Here is an 18173-nt window from a genome sequence, read left to right on the forward strand (position 1 = left end):
CTTAATTATGTTAAATCTCGTGTAGGCTGATCACCTCCACAATCTGACGCGCCAGCATGCTGCATGCGTACAGCGTGAACCGACGCCCTGTTCATCCACTTGTGTTTAACTGGCTTCTTTCACCATAGCTCGCTCCATTGAACACGGGTTTCGAGATGCGCATCGCGGCGGCGGGAGTCAGGCGAGCGGTCGGCCGGTGCTCAACCGTCCTCCGGTTCAACCGGCATCCGCGAGCCATCGAGCTCGTCGCGCCCTCGCATGTACGCCTGCGGGCTGCATCCCAGCTCCAGACGAAAAGCGTAAACAAAGGCCGAGGTGGAGCCATATCCCAGTTCCATTGCCGTGCGGGTAACTCCCAGTCCTCCCGCAAGCAACTCGATCGCCCGGAACAGGCGCATGCGTCGCCGCCAGGACCGCAGACTCATTCCGGTTTCCGCCACGAATCGACGCGCCAGAGTTCGCTCGGAGATGCCGAGCGCCTCGCTCCACGCCTCCGCCCCACGCGGATCCGCTGGATCGGCATACAGCGCTTCGCACAGCGCTGCGAGCCCCGCCTCGCGCGGCCACGGCACGGCCGCGGAGAGCGGCCGCGCGCGACGCAACTGGTCCAGAATCAGATGTGTGATTCGGCCCGCGTACCCGTCTACGTCCGCACTGCCGGCGATCGCCGTGGCCTCGATGATCAGCGCCTTCAGCAACGGCGAAACGCCATACACCGCGGGATGCACGCACGGCAGCCCCTGCCCCGCGTCCTCCTCGATCCACAGGCTGCGGAATTCTGCCCCCAATAGCGAACCCACGCGATGCTTCAAGCCTGTCGGCAACCACACCGCCTGCTCCGGAGAAATTACCACCGAGCCGCTTTCCGAATTGACCGTGAGCGCGCCGGAAACGGCATAGACGAGCTGATTCCAGTCGTGGGCGTGGTCGGGAAAATAGTGGCGGGCGGGCACGAATTGCGCCCTCACGGTCAGCGGGCACGGCGGCGCGGCGTGACTCGGCGCGGTGACAGGGGTCCAGCTCATGAAGATCTCCGGTTGACACTTATTCTACACATGTCGACGGTTAATCGAGATACAGACATCTCCAAATTTGATGTAATGACTCGATTCCGCATTCATTAGCGTTCCGCGCTCCGCTACCCCATCAGCCGGACGCAGCATTGATACCAGAGGAGCAACTGCTTTATGGCGCGCAACGACCGTTACGGCTTGCCACTTTCCACCCACTCGGACATCGCGGCCGAGCGATACCAGAGCGGCGTCGACCTGCTCCTTTCCCTTTGGCCTGGTGCCGAACAATCGCTGGAAGAGGCGATCTCGGCCGACCCCGATTTCGCACTGCCCCTCGCAGCCCGCGCGCGCCTGCACGCCATCCGTGCCGAAGTGACCGAAGCGCGCGCGAAGATCGCCCAGGCTCTGGAAATCGTCCGCAGACACGGCACAGAGCGCGAGCGCAGCCACGTTGAAATCCTGTCCCTCGCGATCAACGGCCAGTCGCCGAAAGCGCTGTCAGGCGCACTCGCGCATACCGACCGCTGGCCGCGCGATATCGTCATACTTTCGATGCCACTGGGCGCGTTCGGTCTTTTCGCCTTCTCGGGCATGGCGGGCCACAATCAGGCGCGCGTCGATCTGTGCGAGCGCCACGCGCGCCACTTCAGCGATGACGACTGGTGGTTCCTGACGTATCGCGGCTGGGCGCATGGCGAGAACGGGAACATTCAACTGGGCCGCAGCCTTACACAACGCGCGCTCGAATTGCGTCGCCACAACGTGAATGCTGCGCACGCGGTGGCCCATGTGCTGTACGAGGCGGGTGCCAATGACGAGGCGGAAGCCATCATCGATGGCTGGCTGCCCGAATACAACCGCAGCGGCGTGCTGCACGACCATATCGCCTGGCACGCCGCGCTCATCGCACTGGAACGCGGTGACACGCGGCGCGCGCTGTCGATCTATGCGGAGAACGTCGCGCCGCTCGTCACCACTGCAGTACCGGTCAACGTGGTGAGCGACACCTCCTCGTTCCTGTGGCGGCTGCAAGCCTATGGTCACGATGTGCCCGCAGGCATGTGGGACGAGGTGGCCCGGTACGCCTCGGACTATTTCCAGCAGGCCGGCTTTCCGTTCGCCGATTTCCATATGGCGGTAATCGCGGCGGCGACCGGTGACAAGGCGGCGCTCGAGCGCCGCACGAACGCGCTTGACGATTTGATCGAAGCGGACAAGCTGCCGGCTGGCGCAGTCGTGCCCGCGCTGTGCCAGGCGGCGCTTGCCTTCGCGGAAGAAGACTACGCGCGTTGCGCCCGCATTCTCGAACCGGTCGCGAGTGAGGTCGTGCGCATCGGCGGCAGCGGCGCGCAGCGTGAAGTGGCCGAGGACACGCTGCTCGTCGCGTACATGCGCAGCGGCGATGCGGCCAAGGCAAGAGCGCTGCTCGACAAACGACTGCACCGCCGTCCTTCGCCGCGCGACACGCGCTGGCTGAGTCTGCTCACGGCAGCCTGAGACGCCACTCCTGCGCCAGTCACGCGCCGCGTTGCTTCGGCGCGGCAGCCATGCAAGGTTGCGCGCGGGCATCGCTGCCGCGGCGAATTCGTCATTCGAACCCCTTAAATATTTCGCAATCCATATCGTTATCATGAATCTTTGCTGCCGGCATGATGCTAAAAGCGACGCGACGCTCAACAAATTGGTAATACGTACGCCATGAACTCAACCATCGCGCGCAAACGCCACGGGCTTCGGCAGCGTGTGCTGCGCTTGCCGGGCGCAATCGGCACCATCGCCATTGCACAGCTATTCGGCACGTCGCTGTGGTTCAGCGCGAACAGCACGGCCGCCGATCTGATGCGCGTCTGGCACGCCACGGCGGCGGATATCGGCTGGCTCACGAATGCAGTACAGATCGGCTTCATTCTCGGCACGCTGGCCATCTCCTCGAGCGGCGCAGCGGACCGCTACGCCGCCAGCCGGATCTTCGTCCTGAGCGGAGTAGCGGGCGCCATTTTTAACGTGGGCTTCGCATGGCTCGCGACCGGCCTTGTCAGCGGCGCCGCGTTGCGGTTTTGCGTGGGCATCTGTCTTGCCGGGATCTACCCCATGGGCATGAAGCTGGTTGTCAGTTGGGCGCCCGAAAAAACGGGGCAGGCGCTCGCGCAACTCGTTGCCATGCTGACGCTGGGTACGGCGCTCCCGCACGCGATGCGCGTCATGGGCACGGATTTTCCGTGGCAGCTTGTGATTACCGCTTCGTCGGTGCTCGCGCTGCTCGGCGCGGCGCTCGTCGGCGCGCTCGGTGATGGCCCGCACATGCGCGTCGTTCATACCGATGCGGGAAAAACGCACGCCACATCCAGCGCGTGGGCGATGTTTCGCATTCGCGCGTTTCGCGCCGCGACTTTCGGATACTTCGGCCACATGTGGGAGCTCTACACGTTCTGGACGATGGTGCCGTTGCTGGTCTCGCGCACTTCGCTCGCGGCGCCCTTCCCGCACCTGGGCTTGTCCGGCGTCGCATTCTGCATCATCGGTGTGGGGGCGCTGGGGTCGTTGATCGGTGGCGCGTTGTCGCGCCGTATTGGCAGCGCCTGGGTCGCGCTGGGCGCGCTCGCGACATCCGGCTTGTGCGCGCTGACTTTCTCCCTCGCGTGGCGGCAGCTTTCGCCCGCTGCGCTCGGCGCGTTGCTGCTTCTGTGGGGCGCGTCCGTCGTGGCGGATTCACCGCAGTTCTCGGCGCTCGCCGCAAAAGCATGCCCGCCCGGCGTAGTGGGTGGCGCGCTGGCGATCCAGAATTCGATCGGCTTTGCGATCACGGTCGTGTCCATCGCCGCCACAACGGCCCTGTTCGGCCACATCGGCCTCGACGCGACCTGGCTGCTCGTGCCCGGTCCGCTGCTGGGTCTGTTCGGCTATACCGTGGCGGCGCGCGGCGCACGTCCGCAACCCGACTGAGTACGGCACTACGCCTGGCATACGCCAGCGCAGCCCGCACAACGCAACAGAGGCGCTCATGCTAGACCTTCAACCCCTTGTCGTCCTGATGGAAGTCGAGCGTCTCGGCAGCGTGACCGCAGCGGCTGAGCGCCTCAACGTCACGCAATCCGCGCTCTCACACCTGATGCGTAAATTCGAGGAGCGCCACGGCATCAAGCTGTGGACCAAGAACGGGCGCGGCCTGCGCTTCACGCAAGCGGGAGAACACCTGCTCGCGCTCGCACAGCGCGTACTGCCGCAACTCGATCACGCCGAACGCACGCTCGCAGAATTCGCCAAGGGGAGACGCGGCGCATTGCGCGTCGGTATGGAATGCCATCCCTGCGAGAAATGGCTGTCGAGGTTGACGCCACGCTATCTCGCGGCATGGCCCGACGTCGATTTTGATGTGCGCACCGCGTTTCGTTTCGACGGCGTCGCCGCGCTCGTTGGCTACGAGATCGACATGCTCGTCACGCCCGACCCGACCGATGTGCCCGAGCTCCATTTCGTCCCGGTCTTCGATTACGAACTGGTGCTCGTGGTTCACGAGACGCATCCGCTGGCGTGCGCGAAGTTCGCGATGCCGCGCGACCTGCTGGAGGAAGAGTTGATTACCGTGCCCGTGAGCGCCGAGCGGCTTGACATCTACACGAAGTTCCTGATACCCGCCCACTGCAAGCCGGCGTTCCAGCGCACCGCGGAATCGACCGATCTGATGCTGCAACTGGTGGCGGCGCGGCGCGGCATCTCCGTCTTGCCGGATTGGCTCGTTCGCGAGGAAGGGGTGGGCCTGCCGCTTCGAAGCGTGCGCATCGGCGAACACGGCATTTTCAAGAGCATCCATCTCGGCATACGCAAAGGAGAGGAAGCGACTGCGTACATCGCAGGCTTCGTGGACCTTGCACGCCGCCCGGGCGGCGCGTGCGAGGCAAACGAAGCAGCAGTCCCGGCGTGACGCCAGCCATCACGCGAAGGTCCGCCCGGTTGTCAGCACGATGCGAAAGCGCGCGTCGCCTGATTGCAGTCTGCGCAACGCCGCGTTTGCATCTTTGAGCGGCATCACTTCGATCATCGGCCGCACATCCGCGAGCACGCTGAAAGCCAACGCCTTTTCGTTGTCGGAAGGTGTACCCGTGATGGACCCCACGACGCTGCGTTGACCGCCAACCATCTGAGCGGTCGATATCGACATCGGATCCTTGCCGACGCCAAGCAGCATCAAGCGCCCTTCCGGCGCGAGTCCGCCGATGACGGCCGACACCGCATCGGCCTGCGTGACCGTCGAAATGATCGCGGCCGCTCCGCCCGGGTCCTGCAGCTTCGCCGCCGCAAATGCTTCATTGCAGTCGATGTACAGATGAGCGCCAAGTGCGATGGCATCGTTCGCGATGTCCTCGCCACGGCCAAGCGCAACCACCTTGAAGCCCATGCGACGCGCGTATTGAATCGCCATATGTCCCAGTCCGCCTATGCCGAGTATCGCGACCATGTCACCCGGCTCGGCACCGCACTTCTTGAGTGCGTTGAAGGTAGCGATCCCCGCGCAAAGGATAGGCGCTGCTTCTTGCGCATCCAGTTCGTCCGGGATCGACACGAGCGCGGAGCTGCGTGCCAGCATCATTTCAGCGTAGCCGCCGTCGCACGTCACGCCGACCACGGGCTGGTCCAGGCAAAGCTGAAACCGGCCCTGGCGACATTGCGCGCACGAGTTGCAGTGTCCGCCGAGGCGCCCCACGCCCACGCGTTGACCCACTTTCCACACCGAAGGCACGCCCGCACCCAGCGCGACGATCCGACCCACGACTTCATGGCCGGGCACACGGGCCGGCTGTGCCGCAGGGTTCGCGCGTGCGATGTCTGCGGCGTCCGCGCCGCAGACGCCACACGCTTCGACGCCAATCAGCACGTCCCCCACACCCGGCTCGGGTATCGGCCGCTCGACTTGTTCGAGCACTCCGGGCCGCTTGACCTGCATGGCGCAGTATGTTGCTTTCATGGCTTCTCTCATTGCATTTCACATTTGCGGGTCGAGTTCGCCGCACCCAGCAGCGACGCGACGCCGCGTTCCGCGGCATCGACAGCGCCGGCCAGGTAGCCCGGATAGCGGAGCGACCACTCGCTTGCGATGCCTGTCACGCGCCCTTGCCACGCTCCTGATTCCGCGCGGGCCGGCGCGGCCGAGCCATGAGTGGCCGCCTCGGCGAGGTCCAGTGCGCTCGCGGTCAAGGGATCGCTTGCCCAGTCTTTGAGGCCCTCGGCGAGCGGTTCTGCGGCTTCAGGACCAAAGAGACGAGAGAGTTGTGCCCGGCAATGCGCGCGCAGTATGTCCTCCGGCACGTTCGCCCTGACCTGCGCGGGAATCCCGAAGAATCCGAACAGCGCGGCCTGTGCGCCGGGCATCGACGCGTTGTGGATCTCCGCGAGCGGCCCGCGCGCGCTACGCGCCTCGCCGGATAGTCCTCGCGCACGCCAGAATGGCTTGTCATACACCGCGAGATATTTGGCATGAGGCGCCATCCAGGTAGCCGCAGCGCGCCATGAGTTCGCGAGCTCGGGCGGCAACCTGGGGACGAATTCGAGCGTTGTATCGGCAAGCCGTGGTGGCAATGCCATCAACACATGTTGCGCACGCCAGGTGGTCATCCAACCAGCGGCATTCTGGCTCGTCAATTCGATTTCATCGCCCGCAACTCGCAGGGTGCACACCCGCTGGTCCGTATGGATGCGAGCCAGATCCACACGATCTTGAAGCGCGGTCATCAACGCGTTCATGCCGCCGATGATACGCATTCCGTCTTGCGAGAAATAGCCTGCCTCGCGTCGCGGCTCGCCTTCTCCGGCGCGTTCGACAAGCAGATCGCCGCTCGCATGCTGCGCAAATGCATGAAGACCCAACTCGGTAGTCAACTGCGCAAACTTTGGCTGGACCGAAGGCCAGAACCATGTGGGTCCCAGATCGAAGCAGTTTGACGCCCCGGAAGGCGCACGCCCCAAACGCAGCGGCAAAATCCGGCCGCCCAGTGCCTCTCGCGCCTCAAGCAGCACATAGTCGCGCCACCCCTTTTGCTCCAGGAGCAAAGCCGCGTAGAGCCCGCTCAACCCTCCGCCCACGATAGCCACGCGTACAGTGCTCATCGCTGTGCCTCAAATGTTGCGTCAGGCAGATGACCTGTTTTCAGGTAATACGTCGCGCCCTCGACACCCGCCACGATCTGAGGAACGGCGTCCGCGGGCAGACGCAGCCACGCGCCGCGCTCATAGGCCTCACTGTCCAACCTCAGCTCGCCCGACAACACCAGCAGCTCCACGCCATTCACCGGCCCGGAGAACACGGTCTCGCCTGCCTGAATGCGCTGCACGCTCACCTGCTGCGCGCCGTGCGTGTGAAGTGGGCAAATCTCGCGACCTTCAGCGTGTATCCACATCGCGGGATCCCGCGTATCGATGCGCACGGTTTTCGCATCCTGTGCCGCCATTTGCTGAAGCTTTACGAAGATCACGGCGCCTTTAGCAGTGTGCGGTTGATGCTGCGATCCGGGCGGATTGCGCAGATACCAGCCCTCCGGGTAATCGCCTTCGTCATCGGAGAAGGTTCCGCTCAGCACGAGGATTTCCTCGCCCCCCGGATGCACGTGGCGAGGAAAGTGAGAGTTCTGCGTGTATCTGACAATGCTCGTTGCGCGTGCTGCTTCCGCGCCAATCCTGTCCAGCATCACACGCTCGACCCCGCTCTGCGGCGAGGCCACCCATGCATAATCGCGAGGCGCAACGATGGCACATTGCGAAAAATCTGCATTGACCAGCACGAACGATTCTCCTGTTTTTCTCCAGCAGTAGCGCACGTCGTCGTTTGAATCCGTCTACAACGGCGCGAGAGCTTTAATCCGGGAATCAGACGGCCTGGTAGATACGGATATCTGGCGCGGCTTCGAGCAAAGGTTTCAGTCCTTCGACCACATCGTTCGTGAACAGCGCGCTGCTGAGATAGGCGCTCGCCGATGCCTGCGTTTCAAAGCCGTGCAACACCTGCACGTCCTCGTCCCGAACTAGCAGCGCTTTGGATTGGGCACCTGAAGTGGTAGTCAAGAACGGATGCTTGTATTTCATGTAAATCTGCGCAGCGGCAGCGCGATTCGCCGTAGCAATCTTCAGGGTGATTTGCAGGTAGAACACTTTACTCTCCGGTTTGCTGTGGGTGTTTGCCCGAGATTCGCACGGCGGCCCGGCCGTCGATCGCCCGCCGCGCGACCTCTCCTGCCATTCTTCGCGTGATCGAACTTCACAGCAAACCAGATATTGTGTTCGCCAGAGAAAGAAAAACTTTCGCGGCGAACATGCGTTCGCTTTTACGATTCAGTGACCGGATGCGCTACCGGTAGCTCGCTTCGCGTATAGAACCGGTACGCGACATAGACCACGGCCACCCAGACCGCGGAGACGACGAGCGACATCCGCATGTCCGGCAGGATCGCGATACAGACCAGCACGGCCGCGATGAATGCCAGCGCGATGTAGTTGCTGTACGGATAAAACGGCATCTTGTACGCGATGGACGATTCCTGACCACTACGGATACGGATCTTGCGGAAATTCAGGTGACTGATCACGATCGAGCCCCACGCGCAAACGAGCGCGAAAACCGTCACCGAGGAGCACAACTCGAAGGCCCGCTCCGGCATCACGTAGTTGAGGATCACGCCCACAAACATCGCCGCGAACACCATCATGATGGCGTGAGCGGGCACCTTGCGTGCATTGACGACGCCCAGGAATGCGGGGGCGTTCTTTTGCAACGCGAGATTGTAGAAAGTCCGGCTATTCGTGAACACGCTGGCATTCACTGCGGAGAGCACTGCCATCATCACCACGAGATTCATGATGCTCGCAGCTGCCGGAATGCCGATCTTCGTGAACACTTCGACGAACGGGCTGCCTTTGGTGGTCAGCGAGGTCCACGGAAAGATCATCAGCAGCACCGCCACCGCACCAACGTAGAAAATGAGCAGACGCCAGAAGGTGGCGTTCACGGCTTTGGGCATGGTGGTCTTCACGTCGCGTGCTTCGCCCGCAGCCAGACCGAGGTTTTCCACGCCGCCGAACGAGAATGCCACCATCACGATTGCGAGTAGCGTTCCGCCAACACCCTTCGCGAAGAATCCGCCGTGATCGACTAGGTTGCGATATCCGATCGGTTGTCCGTTATTGCCCCAGCCAAAGACAATCATGGCCACGCCGAATGCGATCATCGCGACAATTGCCGCCACCTTGACGAGTGAAAACCAGAATTCGGCCTCCCCATAGACCTTCACGCCGACGATGTTCACGAGGAACATCACGGAAACCGCCGCGCCAGCCGTCACCCAGATCGGAATATGTGGAAACCAGTAATGGACGTAGTGGCCAAGCGCGTTGAGATCGGCCGCACTGGTCGCCAGCAGGAAGATGAACGCGTTCCACCCGTTGAGAAAGCCGGCAAATCGATGGATGTAGCGATTCGAATAGGAAATATAGGAACCCGAGACGGGCTCTTCGACCGCCATTTCGCCGAGCGCGCGCATGACAAAATAAATCGCCAGCGCGGCGAGCAGATACACGAGAATGATCGCCGGGCCGGCCGTTTTTATGGCCCACGAGGAACCATAAAAGAGCCCTGTTCCGATCGCGCCGCCAATCGCAATCATCTGTATATGGCGGTTCTTCAGATCTCTTTTCAGATCCTCCTGCTCATACGCCATCATCTCCCGCTCTGCACTCATTGTCGCCTCCTCCTTTAAACGATGTCCATGCGCTGGCTCCAATGCACAATCGGTTCGCGGGAGCGCGACTTCGGCATCGGAAGACACAGCAGTAGTCTGAAATTGATCGAAATGGCTATCTGTTTGAACAGCAGCCATATTTGTTTTTATTGCGATTTTCTGGCGTGCCAGACGATTGAGACTGCCATCAGTCACTCCCGCCGCGACGACGCAGACAGCCACGCCAAAGGTCTTTGCGACCGTCGGCGCTTGTGCCTCAAAGCCCCACCATTCGCCCAAAACCTTCTATTGGAGCGTCTCGAGCGCCGCCAACAGGCGGCCAATTGCCGTCTCCACCGTTGCGCGCGAGCAGCCGAGATTGATGCGCATGTAGCCATGCCCATCAACGCCGAACTTCTGGCCTTCATCAAGCCACAAGCGCGCCTGCGTCAGCATGAACTTGTCCAGACTCTGCACGTCCATGCCGAGCTTTCGGCAATCGATCCACGCCAGATAAAGCGAGTCTGCGGGTAGGACCTCGACCTTGTCGGTAGCGCGGTTGACCGCTTCGCGGAACAGCGCATGATTTCCCCGCATATAACCCAGCATCTCCTCCAGCCAGGGTTCGCCATGCGTATAGGCGGCCTCCGCGGCAACCATGCCCAGCGTATTCACCGACCGATACATGTTGCGATCGAACTGGCGGCGCAGTTCCTCCCGCAGACGCTTGTTTGGCACGATAATGTTTGCGCTCTGCAAGCCCGGCAGATTGAAAGTCTTGCTCGGCGCCGTGCAGGTGATGCTGTTCGCAGCATACCGCTCTCCCAGCGACGCAAAGGGGATATGCTTCTTCGCCGGATTCATGATGATGTCCTGATGGATCTCATCGGAGATCACAAGCACGCCCCGCCGCTCGCAGATGTCGCCCATGACCCGTAGCTCTTCCTCGCTCCAGATGTTGCCGGTGGGGTTGTGCGGGTTGCTGAGAATAAAAAGCTTCGTATTGTCACGAATGGCCGATTCGAAAATCCGCGTATTGAAGCGGAAGCCACCTTCCACGCGCTCCAGTGGCGCGGCGGAGAGATGTCGTCCATTGATCAGAACATCCTCGTGAAAGTGCGCATAGACAGGCGTTTGAATTAGCACCGAATCGCCCGGTGCGGAGAAAGCCTGAATGGCCGTTTTCAGCGTGGTGATGATGCCTGATGCCTGCAAGACCCACTCGCGCGCGATCTCCCAGCCAAATCGCTTCGCCTGCCAGCCCACAATGGCGTCCAGATAGCTTTGTGGCGCGCCGCCGTTGTAGCCGAAAACGCCGCGCTCCACGGCCCCATGCAGCGCATCAATGACGCAGCGCGGTGCCTTGAAGTCAGTGTCCGCGACCCACATCGGCAGAGGTTGTGCTTCAAACTCGTCTGCTGAAAGAATGATCTTGCCGAGATCCCATTTCAAAGAATTCGAGTCCCGGCGATCAATCACTTCGTCAAAGATCGATGAAGTGCAAACCGTCGAACCACCGTCTCCAATCATTTGCGCAATATTTTTCACGTTGACACCCGTTACAATTCCGACGAAACACCCACTGTGTCTCTCACTACGCACGCAGGTTATCAGCGCAAATTCATGAGCAACAATGGTTTCTACTCATGGAACCGTGAGCACCGCTCATGGATGAAAACCGCACGTGGCCGAGGCCGGTCTAAATGGCCAGCGCCACCAGGAAACGCGATACCATGTTGTACGCGGCGACCGTGGCCACCGCCTCAACCGTCGCCGTTTCGCCGAACAGAATTTTGGCCTTTTCTATCACATCCGCGTCGACGCTCACGCGCTGCGTGGACTGATCGGCCAGTCGGATGAGTAAATTCTCCTGCACGCTGAATTGCGAATCATTGACGTCCAGGTGCCTGAGGGCTGCAGCTTTTTCCTCAGTTCCACCAGCATCGAGGTAGGCGGGATAGTGAACACTCCATTCGAATTCGGCATGGTTAAGCACCGCGACCCGCAACATGATCAGCTCACGATATTCCAGTTCAAGACTGAACTCGGCTCGAACCCGACGCAGCAATTCGTTCCAGCCGATAGCCAACGGGAAGCTTTTTAGTAGCACACGATCGATTCCGATGAGTTCGTCATTGGGTCGACGGGCTCGCATGGCAGCGATGAGACTTTCGGGCGCTTCGTCGCCCTCCTTCCACGGTACGACTCGGACATCGGACACGGAAATCTCCTTCATGTATTGAATGACGATCCACTGGCTCATTGCCGCGTACCGGTCCGCCCCGCACGCGGCATGCAGAAATTCTGATGAAGGAACGGAACGCTTGCAATCGCGATAATCTTCTCGACCGCTAAAGAAAATGTGTCATGAAAGCACCTGTTTTTCTTAACGCTCTCCGTGCCTTTGAAGCGAGCGCGCGCCATCAAAGTTTCTCTTTGGCCGCGACGGAACTGAACGTCACGCCGGCCGCCGTCGGTCAATTAGTTCGATCGCTTGAGGAATGGCTAAACACACCACTGTTTCACCGCGGCAGCGGCGGACGCTCTCGCCTGACCCCCACGGAAACAGCCGAGCGTGCCCTGCCCGACATCCGTGCCGGATTCGACCGCCTTTCGCAGGGGCTGAGCCGGCTGCGTGACGGCGTGAAAGATGGCCCATTGACCGTAACGGTCAGCCCGGCTTTCGCCGCCAAATGGCTTCTGCCGCGTATCGAGACCTTTCATACGCTCCACCCGGAGACCGACGTACGCCTCGATACCAACCTCCGTTTAGCGGATTTCGCCGCCCAGGGCATCGATATTGGGGTGCGGTACGGGAGGGGGTCGTGGCCGGGGCTGACATCCGAGAAGCTTCTGGACGAAGAAATCTTCGCCGTTTGTTCCCCCGAATGGCTTAGAACGCACGGAGACGTCGTCACGCCCGCGGACCTTGCCGGCAAGGCCCTCATCCATGATCTGTCGGTAGACGTGCACGTAGGCTTCGCCTCGTGGAGCGACTGGCTTGCGCGCGTTGGCGCAACGGACGTCGATACGAGTCGAGGGATGCAAATCAACAATTCCGCCGCCGTACTACAGGCTGCAATCGACGGTCAGGGTGTTGCCTTGGCGAGGAGCGTGATGGCGAACGATGACCTTGCTGCGGGGCGACTTGTCGCGCTCTTTCCGCGCGTCAAGCTCGTGTCCAAGCTCGCCTACTACATCGTCTACCGCGCTGAATGTGCGACATTGCCGAAGCTTCGCGAGTTTCGCGATTGGCTACTCAAGGAGGCCGGCGGCACGGCCTGAGAACTGACGCTGGTCGTTTCACGGTCGACCAGCAGATCATCGAGCGGCCGCACTGAAACGGTCTGGACTGAAGCGGCACTGGACTTCACCGGCGCAGCACAGCCGCGCCAGTGGGCAGGATATTCGCAGGTGCACATGCCCCGTGAGCTTCGGGCCGAACGGATACGCCTCGGATCGCTCATAGGCGCTGAGCGCGACGGGCTGCGGGCGACGGCGTCGCTTCCCGTTTAGGAATCGCTCGGCGACATCGCTTGTGAGTACAGTATCCGACCATCGATTCATTGGCGCACCGCGTAACGTGCCACACGTGTCGCGTCACCGCGGGAAGTCCCGAGCGTTGCGCGACACGCCGGCCGCCGTCGCCAAGGCGACAGTCGTTGCCCTTCCGCCAGAGCGACGGCGCTACAACCTAGCCGCGGTACGCGAACGCCTGCACTTCGATGAGGTACCCCGGGTCGGCAAGCCGGCTTTCGACCGTCGCACGAACGGGCTTCTCGGAACCTTCGACCCATTTGTCGTAGACTCTGTTCATTCCCTCGAAGTTGTCGATGTTAGACAGCCAGATCTGGATGCGGGTGAGATTATTTTTCGTGAGCCCCGCGGCGGCAAGCAACTCATCGATCTGGGCAAGAACCTGCCCGGTCTGTCCGGCAATATCAGCGGACATGTCGTCCGCGATCAGCCCGCCAGTCACGAAGAAATCACCGTACTCGACAGCTCGGGAAGCTCTGTTGTTAGGCGTAATGCGATTGATCATCTAGATACTCTCCTTTACTAATGGATTAAAAAAATGTTGACGTGCATCCTGGGGAACCAGCGCTCACCGCACCCCAATCACTACCACTATTGAGTAAGTCAAGAATCGGGAAAAGCCAGAATCGCTTGCAGCTCAAACATCCCCTTTGGCGTGAGCCGCCTCCCAGGCAATGCGCGCTCTCGCTGCAACAAGGCGAATCGGATCGGAAGGCACCCACGACGGACGCGAGCTTTCCAGCACAAATCGCAGGTTCTCGCTCTCGACGCCGCAGATATAGTCGGCCATGTAGTAGCCGAGATAAGTGCCCTTAACAACGCCCACGCCATTGCAGCCGCTCAGCACGTACACGCCCTCGTCCGGATTCGAGAACACGGGTTCGTGGTTTTTGGTAACCGCAAACAAACCACCCCACGTATAGTCGAACTCCATTGCCTTCAGGAACGGGAAGCGCGCCTCGAACGACGATCGGTGGCTGCGCCACGCTGCTTCCAGATCGGCACCTGTGCTTTTAAGCTCGGGCAGGTAATCATATGTATTGCGAATGAATATCCGGTTGTCGTGAGTGAACCGGACGGTCGTCCCCGCAGGGTGCGCCGACGTCACGCCCCATGGCTGCACACCGCTGAAGTGCCGGCGTATTTGCTCTTCGCTCAGAGGGCGAGTCAGGCTCGCATAGGTAAAGATTGGCACAATCCGATGAGCGAGCTTGCCGAACTGCTCCGAATACGAGTTGGTCGCCTGCACGACTTTGCGCGCCGTAATGGTCCCGCCGACAAAATGCAACTTGTGCGGCGGCCCGTATTCGATGCCCTGAACCGGGCTGTTCTCGAATAGCGATACCGATGGCGGAAGCGCCCTGATCAGTCCGCGTACCAGTGCTGCCGGATTCACGAGCACGTTGCCCCGCGTGTAGACGGCAGAACCGTAGTAGTCCGTTCCCAGCCGACGCGCAAGGTCCGGTCCGGAAACCATCTCGTACTCGAACCCCGCCTGCTCGAGCATAGCTGCGAAGTTATTCAGGCCGGGCAGGTTGCTCTCCTCGTGGGCCGCCATGTACTTTCCTGCATCGGTCCACGACGGAATCGCTAACTGATCCTTGAACGCCCTCAAGCGCTCGATGGCAAACATATTCAGACGGAAGAGCGAGCGTGCGTGCTCAACACCGGTCTTCGCGAAGTTCATGTTGTGCGGCAGATCGATCAGGAACCCGGCGTTTCGCCCCGACGCGCCTTCGCCAACACGAAGTGCGTCGACCAGTGCAATACGCGCCGACGGGTTGATCTCGGCGAGCCGCATCGCCACGGAGATCCCCGTGAAGCCGGCGCCAATGACCGCGTAGTCGAACTCGTGCGAACCCTTCAAGCGGGGTCCAAGGCGAGCGGCAGAATCCTGCGAGGTTTCGAGCCAGCCAAGGTCGCCGTCAATCTGCGGCAACTTCTCCACCTTATGCATTCTCGCCCCCTGAATAAACTGGTGAGACGATGCTTGGAAACGAACTGGTCTACAAGCGAAATCGCGTAATAAGCCATTCCACAAAGGAATGCTTGGTGCATTCACGAAAGTATTCGAACAAGGATCGCAGCACGCTTCTCTTCAAGCAGGCGCAGCGTTGCCCGACGCTGCGCCTCTCCTGACTATCCAATTGTCCTTTCCTTCAGCGAATACCCGGGATCACTTCAGATGGACCGTCTGGATCGGTTGATAGTGGCCGTCCTTGACCTGGTACAGGGTCACACTGCTTGAGCGAAGGTCGCCCTTGTCATCGAAGGCAATCGTGCCGGTCACGCCCTGGAAGTTCACTTTCTTCATGGCCGGCAGGAAGTCCTTGGGATTCGTCGAGTTCGCGATCTCCATGGCGTGGACGAAAGCCCACACCGCATCGTAGGCGTACGGTGCGTAGAGCACGACCGGGCCATACTTCTTGAACTGGTCGATGAACTTCTTGCCGCCCGGCATGCTCTCCAGCGGTTGCCCTGCCTGAGCGGAAATCGTGCCCTCGGAAGGCGGGCCGGCGAGCTTGATGAAGTTATCCGTTTCGATCGACGAGCCGTAGAGGGCTACCTTCATCGACAACCCGGCCATCTGCTTGCGCATCGGGCCCGCCTGGGCATCCACGCCGCCGTAGAAGATCGCCTGGGGCTGGCTGCTCTTGACCGACGTCAGCACGCCGCGGAAATCGACCGTATTGGGAGTCACATATTCCCGGTCCACTACCGTCGCACCGTCCTTCTTCAGCTCTTCGGCAACGATATCCGCGAGTCCCTGACCATAGGCCGAGCGGTCGTCGACAATGGCAATCCGTTTGTAGCCCGCCGTTTTCGTCAGGTACTGCGCCACCACGCGGCCCACGTAGGCGTCGTCGCCAATCACCCGGAACGCAGTCGCGAACCCCTGACGGGTCAGCACAGGATTGGTGGCCGACGGCGAAATCTCCGGAATGCCGGCGTCAGAATAGACCTTCGAGGCGGGCACCGACGTGCCCGAGGTCAGATGCCCGACGACCCCCACGACTCCGGCGTCCACCAGCTTTTGCGCAATCGTCACCGCGGTCTTGGGGTCCGCCATATCGTCTTCGGAGTCGATCGAAAGGTGAAGCGGCACACCCTTGATCTTGATTCCGGCCGCGTTGATCTCCTCTACCGCGAGCCTCGCGCCGTTCTCCACGTCCTTGCCCTGACTCGCGAGCGGCCCCGTCAAGGGTCCCGCAACGCCAATCTTGACGTTATTGTCGGCATGCGCCTGTCCGATCAGGGCTGCTCCGAGTGCGATTACGCCTGCCACTTTAGTCATGCTAATCATGATACTTGTCTCCTGAAATACAGTGTTGAATTCCCAGCCGTGTGGTGTACATCTTCCAGATTGCCTGCGCTCACGCGCCAACTTATTTACCCATTCATTTACCCACTCATTCACCCAGATATGCCGCACGTACTTTCGGATCATCGAGCATCTGCTTCGCGTCGCCCTCCATCGTCACGAGACCCGAGTCCATCACGTAGCCGCGGTTGGCCGCCTGCAACGCGAGCCGCGCGTTCTGCTCCACCAGCAGCACCGTGATGCCCTCCGCTGAGATCGTGCGCACCACCTCGAAGATCTTCTCGACCATGATCGGCGAGAGACCCATCGACGGCTCATCGAGCAGCAGAAGCTTCGGCTTGCTCAGGATCGCGCGCGCCATCGCCAGCATCTGCTGCTCGCCGCCCGAGAGCGTGCCCGCGAGCTGCGCCGCGCGCTCCTTCAGGCGCGGGAAGAAGCCGAACATGCGATCGACGTCCTTCTTGATGCTGTCCGTATCGCTGCGCAGGTACGCGCCCATCTGCATGTTCTCGACAATCGACATGCGCGCGAAGATGCCACGACCTTCCGGCACCATCGCCAGACCGCGCTTGAGCAGCTCGTGCGCCGGCACGCCCTTGATCGACTGGCCCATGTACTCGATGTCACCTGCCGAGTAAGGTTTCAGGCCCGTGATCGCCTTCATGGTGGTGGTCTTGCCCGCGCCGTTCGCGCCGATCAGCGTGACGAGCTCGCCCTGCTGGACCTCCATGTCCACGCCCTTGACCGCCTGAATGCCGCCGTAGTTGACCTGCAGGCCCTTGATTTTCAGAACCGGTGTAGCCATCAGTGAACTCCCGCGCCCAGATATGCCTCGATCACCTTCGGGTCCTTCTGCACGTCATGCGGCAGGCCCTCGGCGATCACCTTCCCATAGTCGAGCACTGTCATACGGTTGCACAGGCCCATCACCAGTTTCACGTCGTGCTCGATCAGCAGGATGGTCTTGCCATCGGCGCGGATCTTGTCGAGCAGGCGCGTGAGTTCGACCTTCTCGGTCGCGTTCATGCCCGCCGCCGGCTCGTCGAGCGCCAGCAGCTTCGGATCGGTCGCGAGCGCGCGCGCAATTTCCAGACGGCGCTGGTGGCCGTACGAGAGGTTGCGCGACGTGTAGTCGGCGTACTGCGAGATGCCCACGTACTCGAGCAGTTCGAGCGCGCGCTCCTTGATCTCGCGCTCTTCCTTGCGCTCGGCCGGCGTCTGGAACACCGCGCCGAGCAGGCCGTGCTTCGTGCGCACGTGGCGGCCCACCATCACGTTTTCCAGCGCGGTCATGCCGCCGAACAAACGAATGTTCTGGAACGTGCGGGCGATGCCCGCCTTCGCCACCTGATAGACGGCAGTCGGCGTGTAGGTGTCGCCGTCGAGCCGGAATTCACCCGAATCCGGCGTGTAGAGGCCCGTGATCACGTTGAAGAACGTGGTCTTGCCCGCGCCGTTCGGGCCGATCAGGCCGTAGATCGTGCCGGCTTCGATCTGCAGGCCCACGTCGGAGAGTGCCTGCAGGCCGCCGAAGCGTTTGTTCACACCCTTCACGGACAGGCGGATAGATTTGTTGCTCATCTCGTTTCACTCCAGTCC

General features: G+C 61.3%; 17 protein-coding genes. 4 read left to right on the top strand and 13 right to left on the bottom strand.

From position 1 onward, the window contains the following. Positions 1–200 precede the first annotated feature (200 nt). Positions 201–1025 carry an AraC family transcriptional regulator gene (locus tag BO1_RS21920; protein WP_028219385.1) on the bottom strand — a complete coding sequence of 275 codons (825 nt, stop codon included), beginning with the start codon at positions 1023–1025 and terminating at the stop codon, positions 201–203. Positions 1026–1187: 162 nt separating this feature from the next. On the opposite strand from BO1_RS21920, the gene BO1_RS21925 reads away from it, so the two are divergent. The 3 genes from BO1_RS21925 to BO1_RS52185 all read left to right on the top strand — a co-directional run bounded on the left by BO1_RS21925 (position 1188) and on the right by BO1_RS52185 (position 4935). Next, positions 1188–2510, top strand: coding sequence for a tetratricopeptide repeat protein (locus BO1_RS21925; RefSeq protein ID WP_028219386.1), 1323 nt, complete (start codon positions 1188–1190; stop codon positions 2508–2510). A 201-nt stretch (positions 2511–2711) separates the two neighbouring features. Continuing rightward, entirely contained in the window at positions 2712–3956 is a 1245-nt protein-coding gene (locus BO1_RS21930; protein WP_028219387.1) for an MFS transporter, read from the top strand. Between the two features lie 58 nt (positions 3957–4014). Next, positions 4015–4935, top strand: coding sequence for a LysR family transcriptional regulator (locus tag BO1_RS52185; protein WP_043285845.1), 921 nt, complete (start codon positions 4015–4017; stop codon positions 4933–4935). A gap of 9 nt (positions 4936–4944) precedes the next feature. Here the strand turns inward: BO1_RS52185 and BO1_RS21940 are convergent, their stop codons facing one another. The 7 genes from BO1_RS21940 to BO1_RS21970 form a co-directional block, all read right to left on the bottom strand. Further along, entirely contained in the window at positions 4945–5976 is a 1032-nt protein-coding gene (locus tag BO1_RS21940) for an alcohol dehydrogenase catalytic domain-containing protein (RefSeq protein WP_028219388.1), read from the bottom strand. An 8-nt stretch (positions 5977–5984) separates the two neighbouring features. Beyond that, positions 5985–7100 (bottom strand): flavin monoamine oxidase family protein, encoded by a 1116-nt coding sequence (locus tag BO1_RS21945; protein ID WP_322788537.1) that lies wholly within the window; start codon positions 7098–7100, stop codon positions 5985–5987. An 11-nt stretch (positions 7101–7111) separates the two neighbouring features. Next, on the bottom strand, positions 7112–7786 hold the full coding sequence (locus BO1_RS21950; protein ID WP_028219390.1) for a cupin domain-containing protein: 675 nt from the start codon (positions 7784–7786) through the stop codon (positions 7112–7114). An 85-nt stretch (positions 7787–7871) separates the two neighbouring features. Continuing rightward, positions 7872–8153 (bottom strand): hypothetical protein, encoded by a 282-nt coding sequence (locus BO1_RS21955; protein ID WP_028219391.1) that lies wholly within the window; start codon positions 8151–8153, stop codon positions 7872–7874. A gap of 173 nt (positions 8154–8326) precedes the next feature. After that, complete coding sequence (locus BO1_RS21960) at positions 8327–10015, bottom strand: amino acid permease (protein ID WP_245643872.1); 1689 nt, start codon at positions 10013–10015, stop codon at positions 8327–8329. 6 nt (positions 10016–10021) lie between these two features. Continuing rightward, a complete protein-coding gene (locus tag BO1_RS21965; protein WP_043285848.1) occupies positions 10022–11245 on the bottom strand; it encodes a MalY/PatB family protein in 1224 nt (407 codons plus the stop codon). 169 nt (positions 11246–11414) lie between these two features. After that, positions 11415–11978, bottom strand: a complete 564-nt coding sequence (locus BO1_RS21970) for a carboxymuconolactone decarboxylase family protein (RefSeq protein ID WP_245643873.1) — start codon at positions 11976–11978, stop codon at positions 11415–11417. A gap of 104 nt (positions 11979–12082) precedes the next feature. Between BO1_RS21970 and gcvA the strand changes: the two genes are divergently transcribed. Then, positions 12083–13000, top strand: a complete 918-nt coding sequence (gene gcvA, locus BO1_RS21975; RefSeq protein ID WP_028219395.1) for a transcriptional regulator GcvA — start codon at positions 12083–12085, stop codon at positions 12998–13000. A gap of 409 nt (positions 13001–13409) precedes the next feature. Here the strand turns inward: gcvA and BO1_RS21980 are convergent, their stop codons facing one another. From BO1_RS21980 to BO1_RS22000, 5 genes are all read right to left on the bottom strand, one after another. Continuing rightward, complete coding sequence (locus BO1_RS21980) at positions 13410–13757, bottom strand: RidA family protein (protein ID WP_028219396.1); 348 nt, start codon at positions 13755–13757, stop codon at positions 13410–13412. Between the two features lie 132 nt (positions 13758–13889). Further along, complete coding sequence (locus tag BO1_RS21985) at positions 13890–15209, bottom strand: NAD(P)/FAD-dependent oxidoreductase (protein WP_028219397.1); 1320 nt, start codon at positions 15207–15209, stop codon at positions 13890–13892. Between the two features lie 219 nt (positions 15210–15428). After that, positions 15429–16556 (bottom strand): branched-chain amino acid ABC transporter substrate-binding protein, encoded by a 1128-nt coding sequence (locus BO1_RS52190; RefSeq protein ID WP_218002819.1) that lies wholly within the window; start codon positions 16554–16556, stop codon positions 15429–15431. A gap of 106 nt (positions 16557–16662) precedes the next feature. After that, the gene (locus BO1_RS21995) at positions 16663–17379 is read right to left on the bottom strand and encodes an ABC transporter ATP-binding protein (protein ID WP_028219398.1); all 717 of its coding nucleotides are present in this window, start codon (positions 17377–17379) and stop codon (positions 16663–16665) included. Further along, positions 17379–18155, bottom strand: a complete 777-nt coding sequence (locus BO1_RS22000) for an ABC transporter ATP-binding protein (protein ID WP_028219399.1) — start codon at positions 18153–18155, stop codon at positions 17379–17381. Before BO1_RS22000 ends, BO1_RS21995 begins: the two co-directional genes overlap by 1 nt. Positions 18156–18173: the final 18 nt, after the last annotated feature.

It is taken from the genome of Paraburkholderia oxyphila NBRC 105797, assembly GCF_000685075.1.
Taxonomy (GTDB): Bacteria; Pseudomonadota; Gammaproteobacteria; order Burkholderiales; family Burkholderiaceae; genus Paraburkholderia; species Paraburkholderia oxyphila.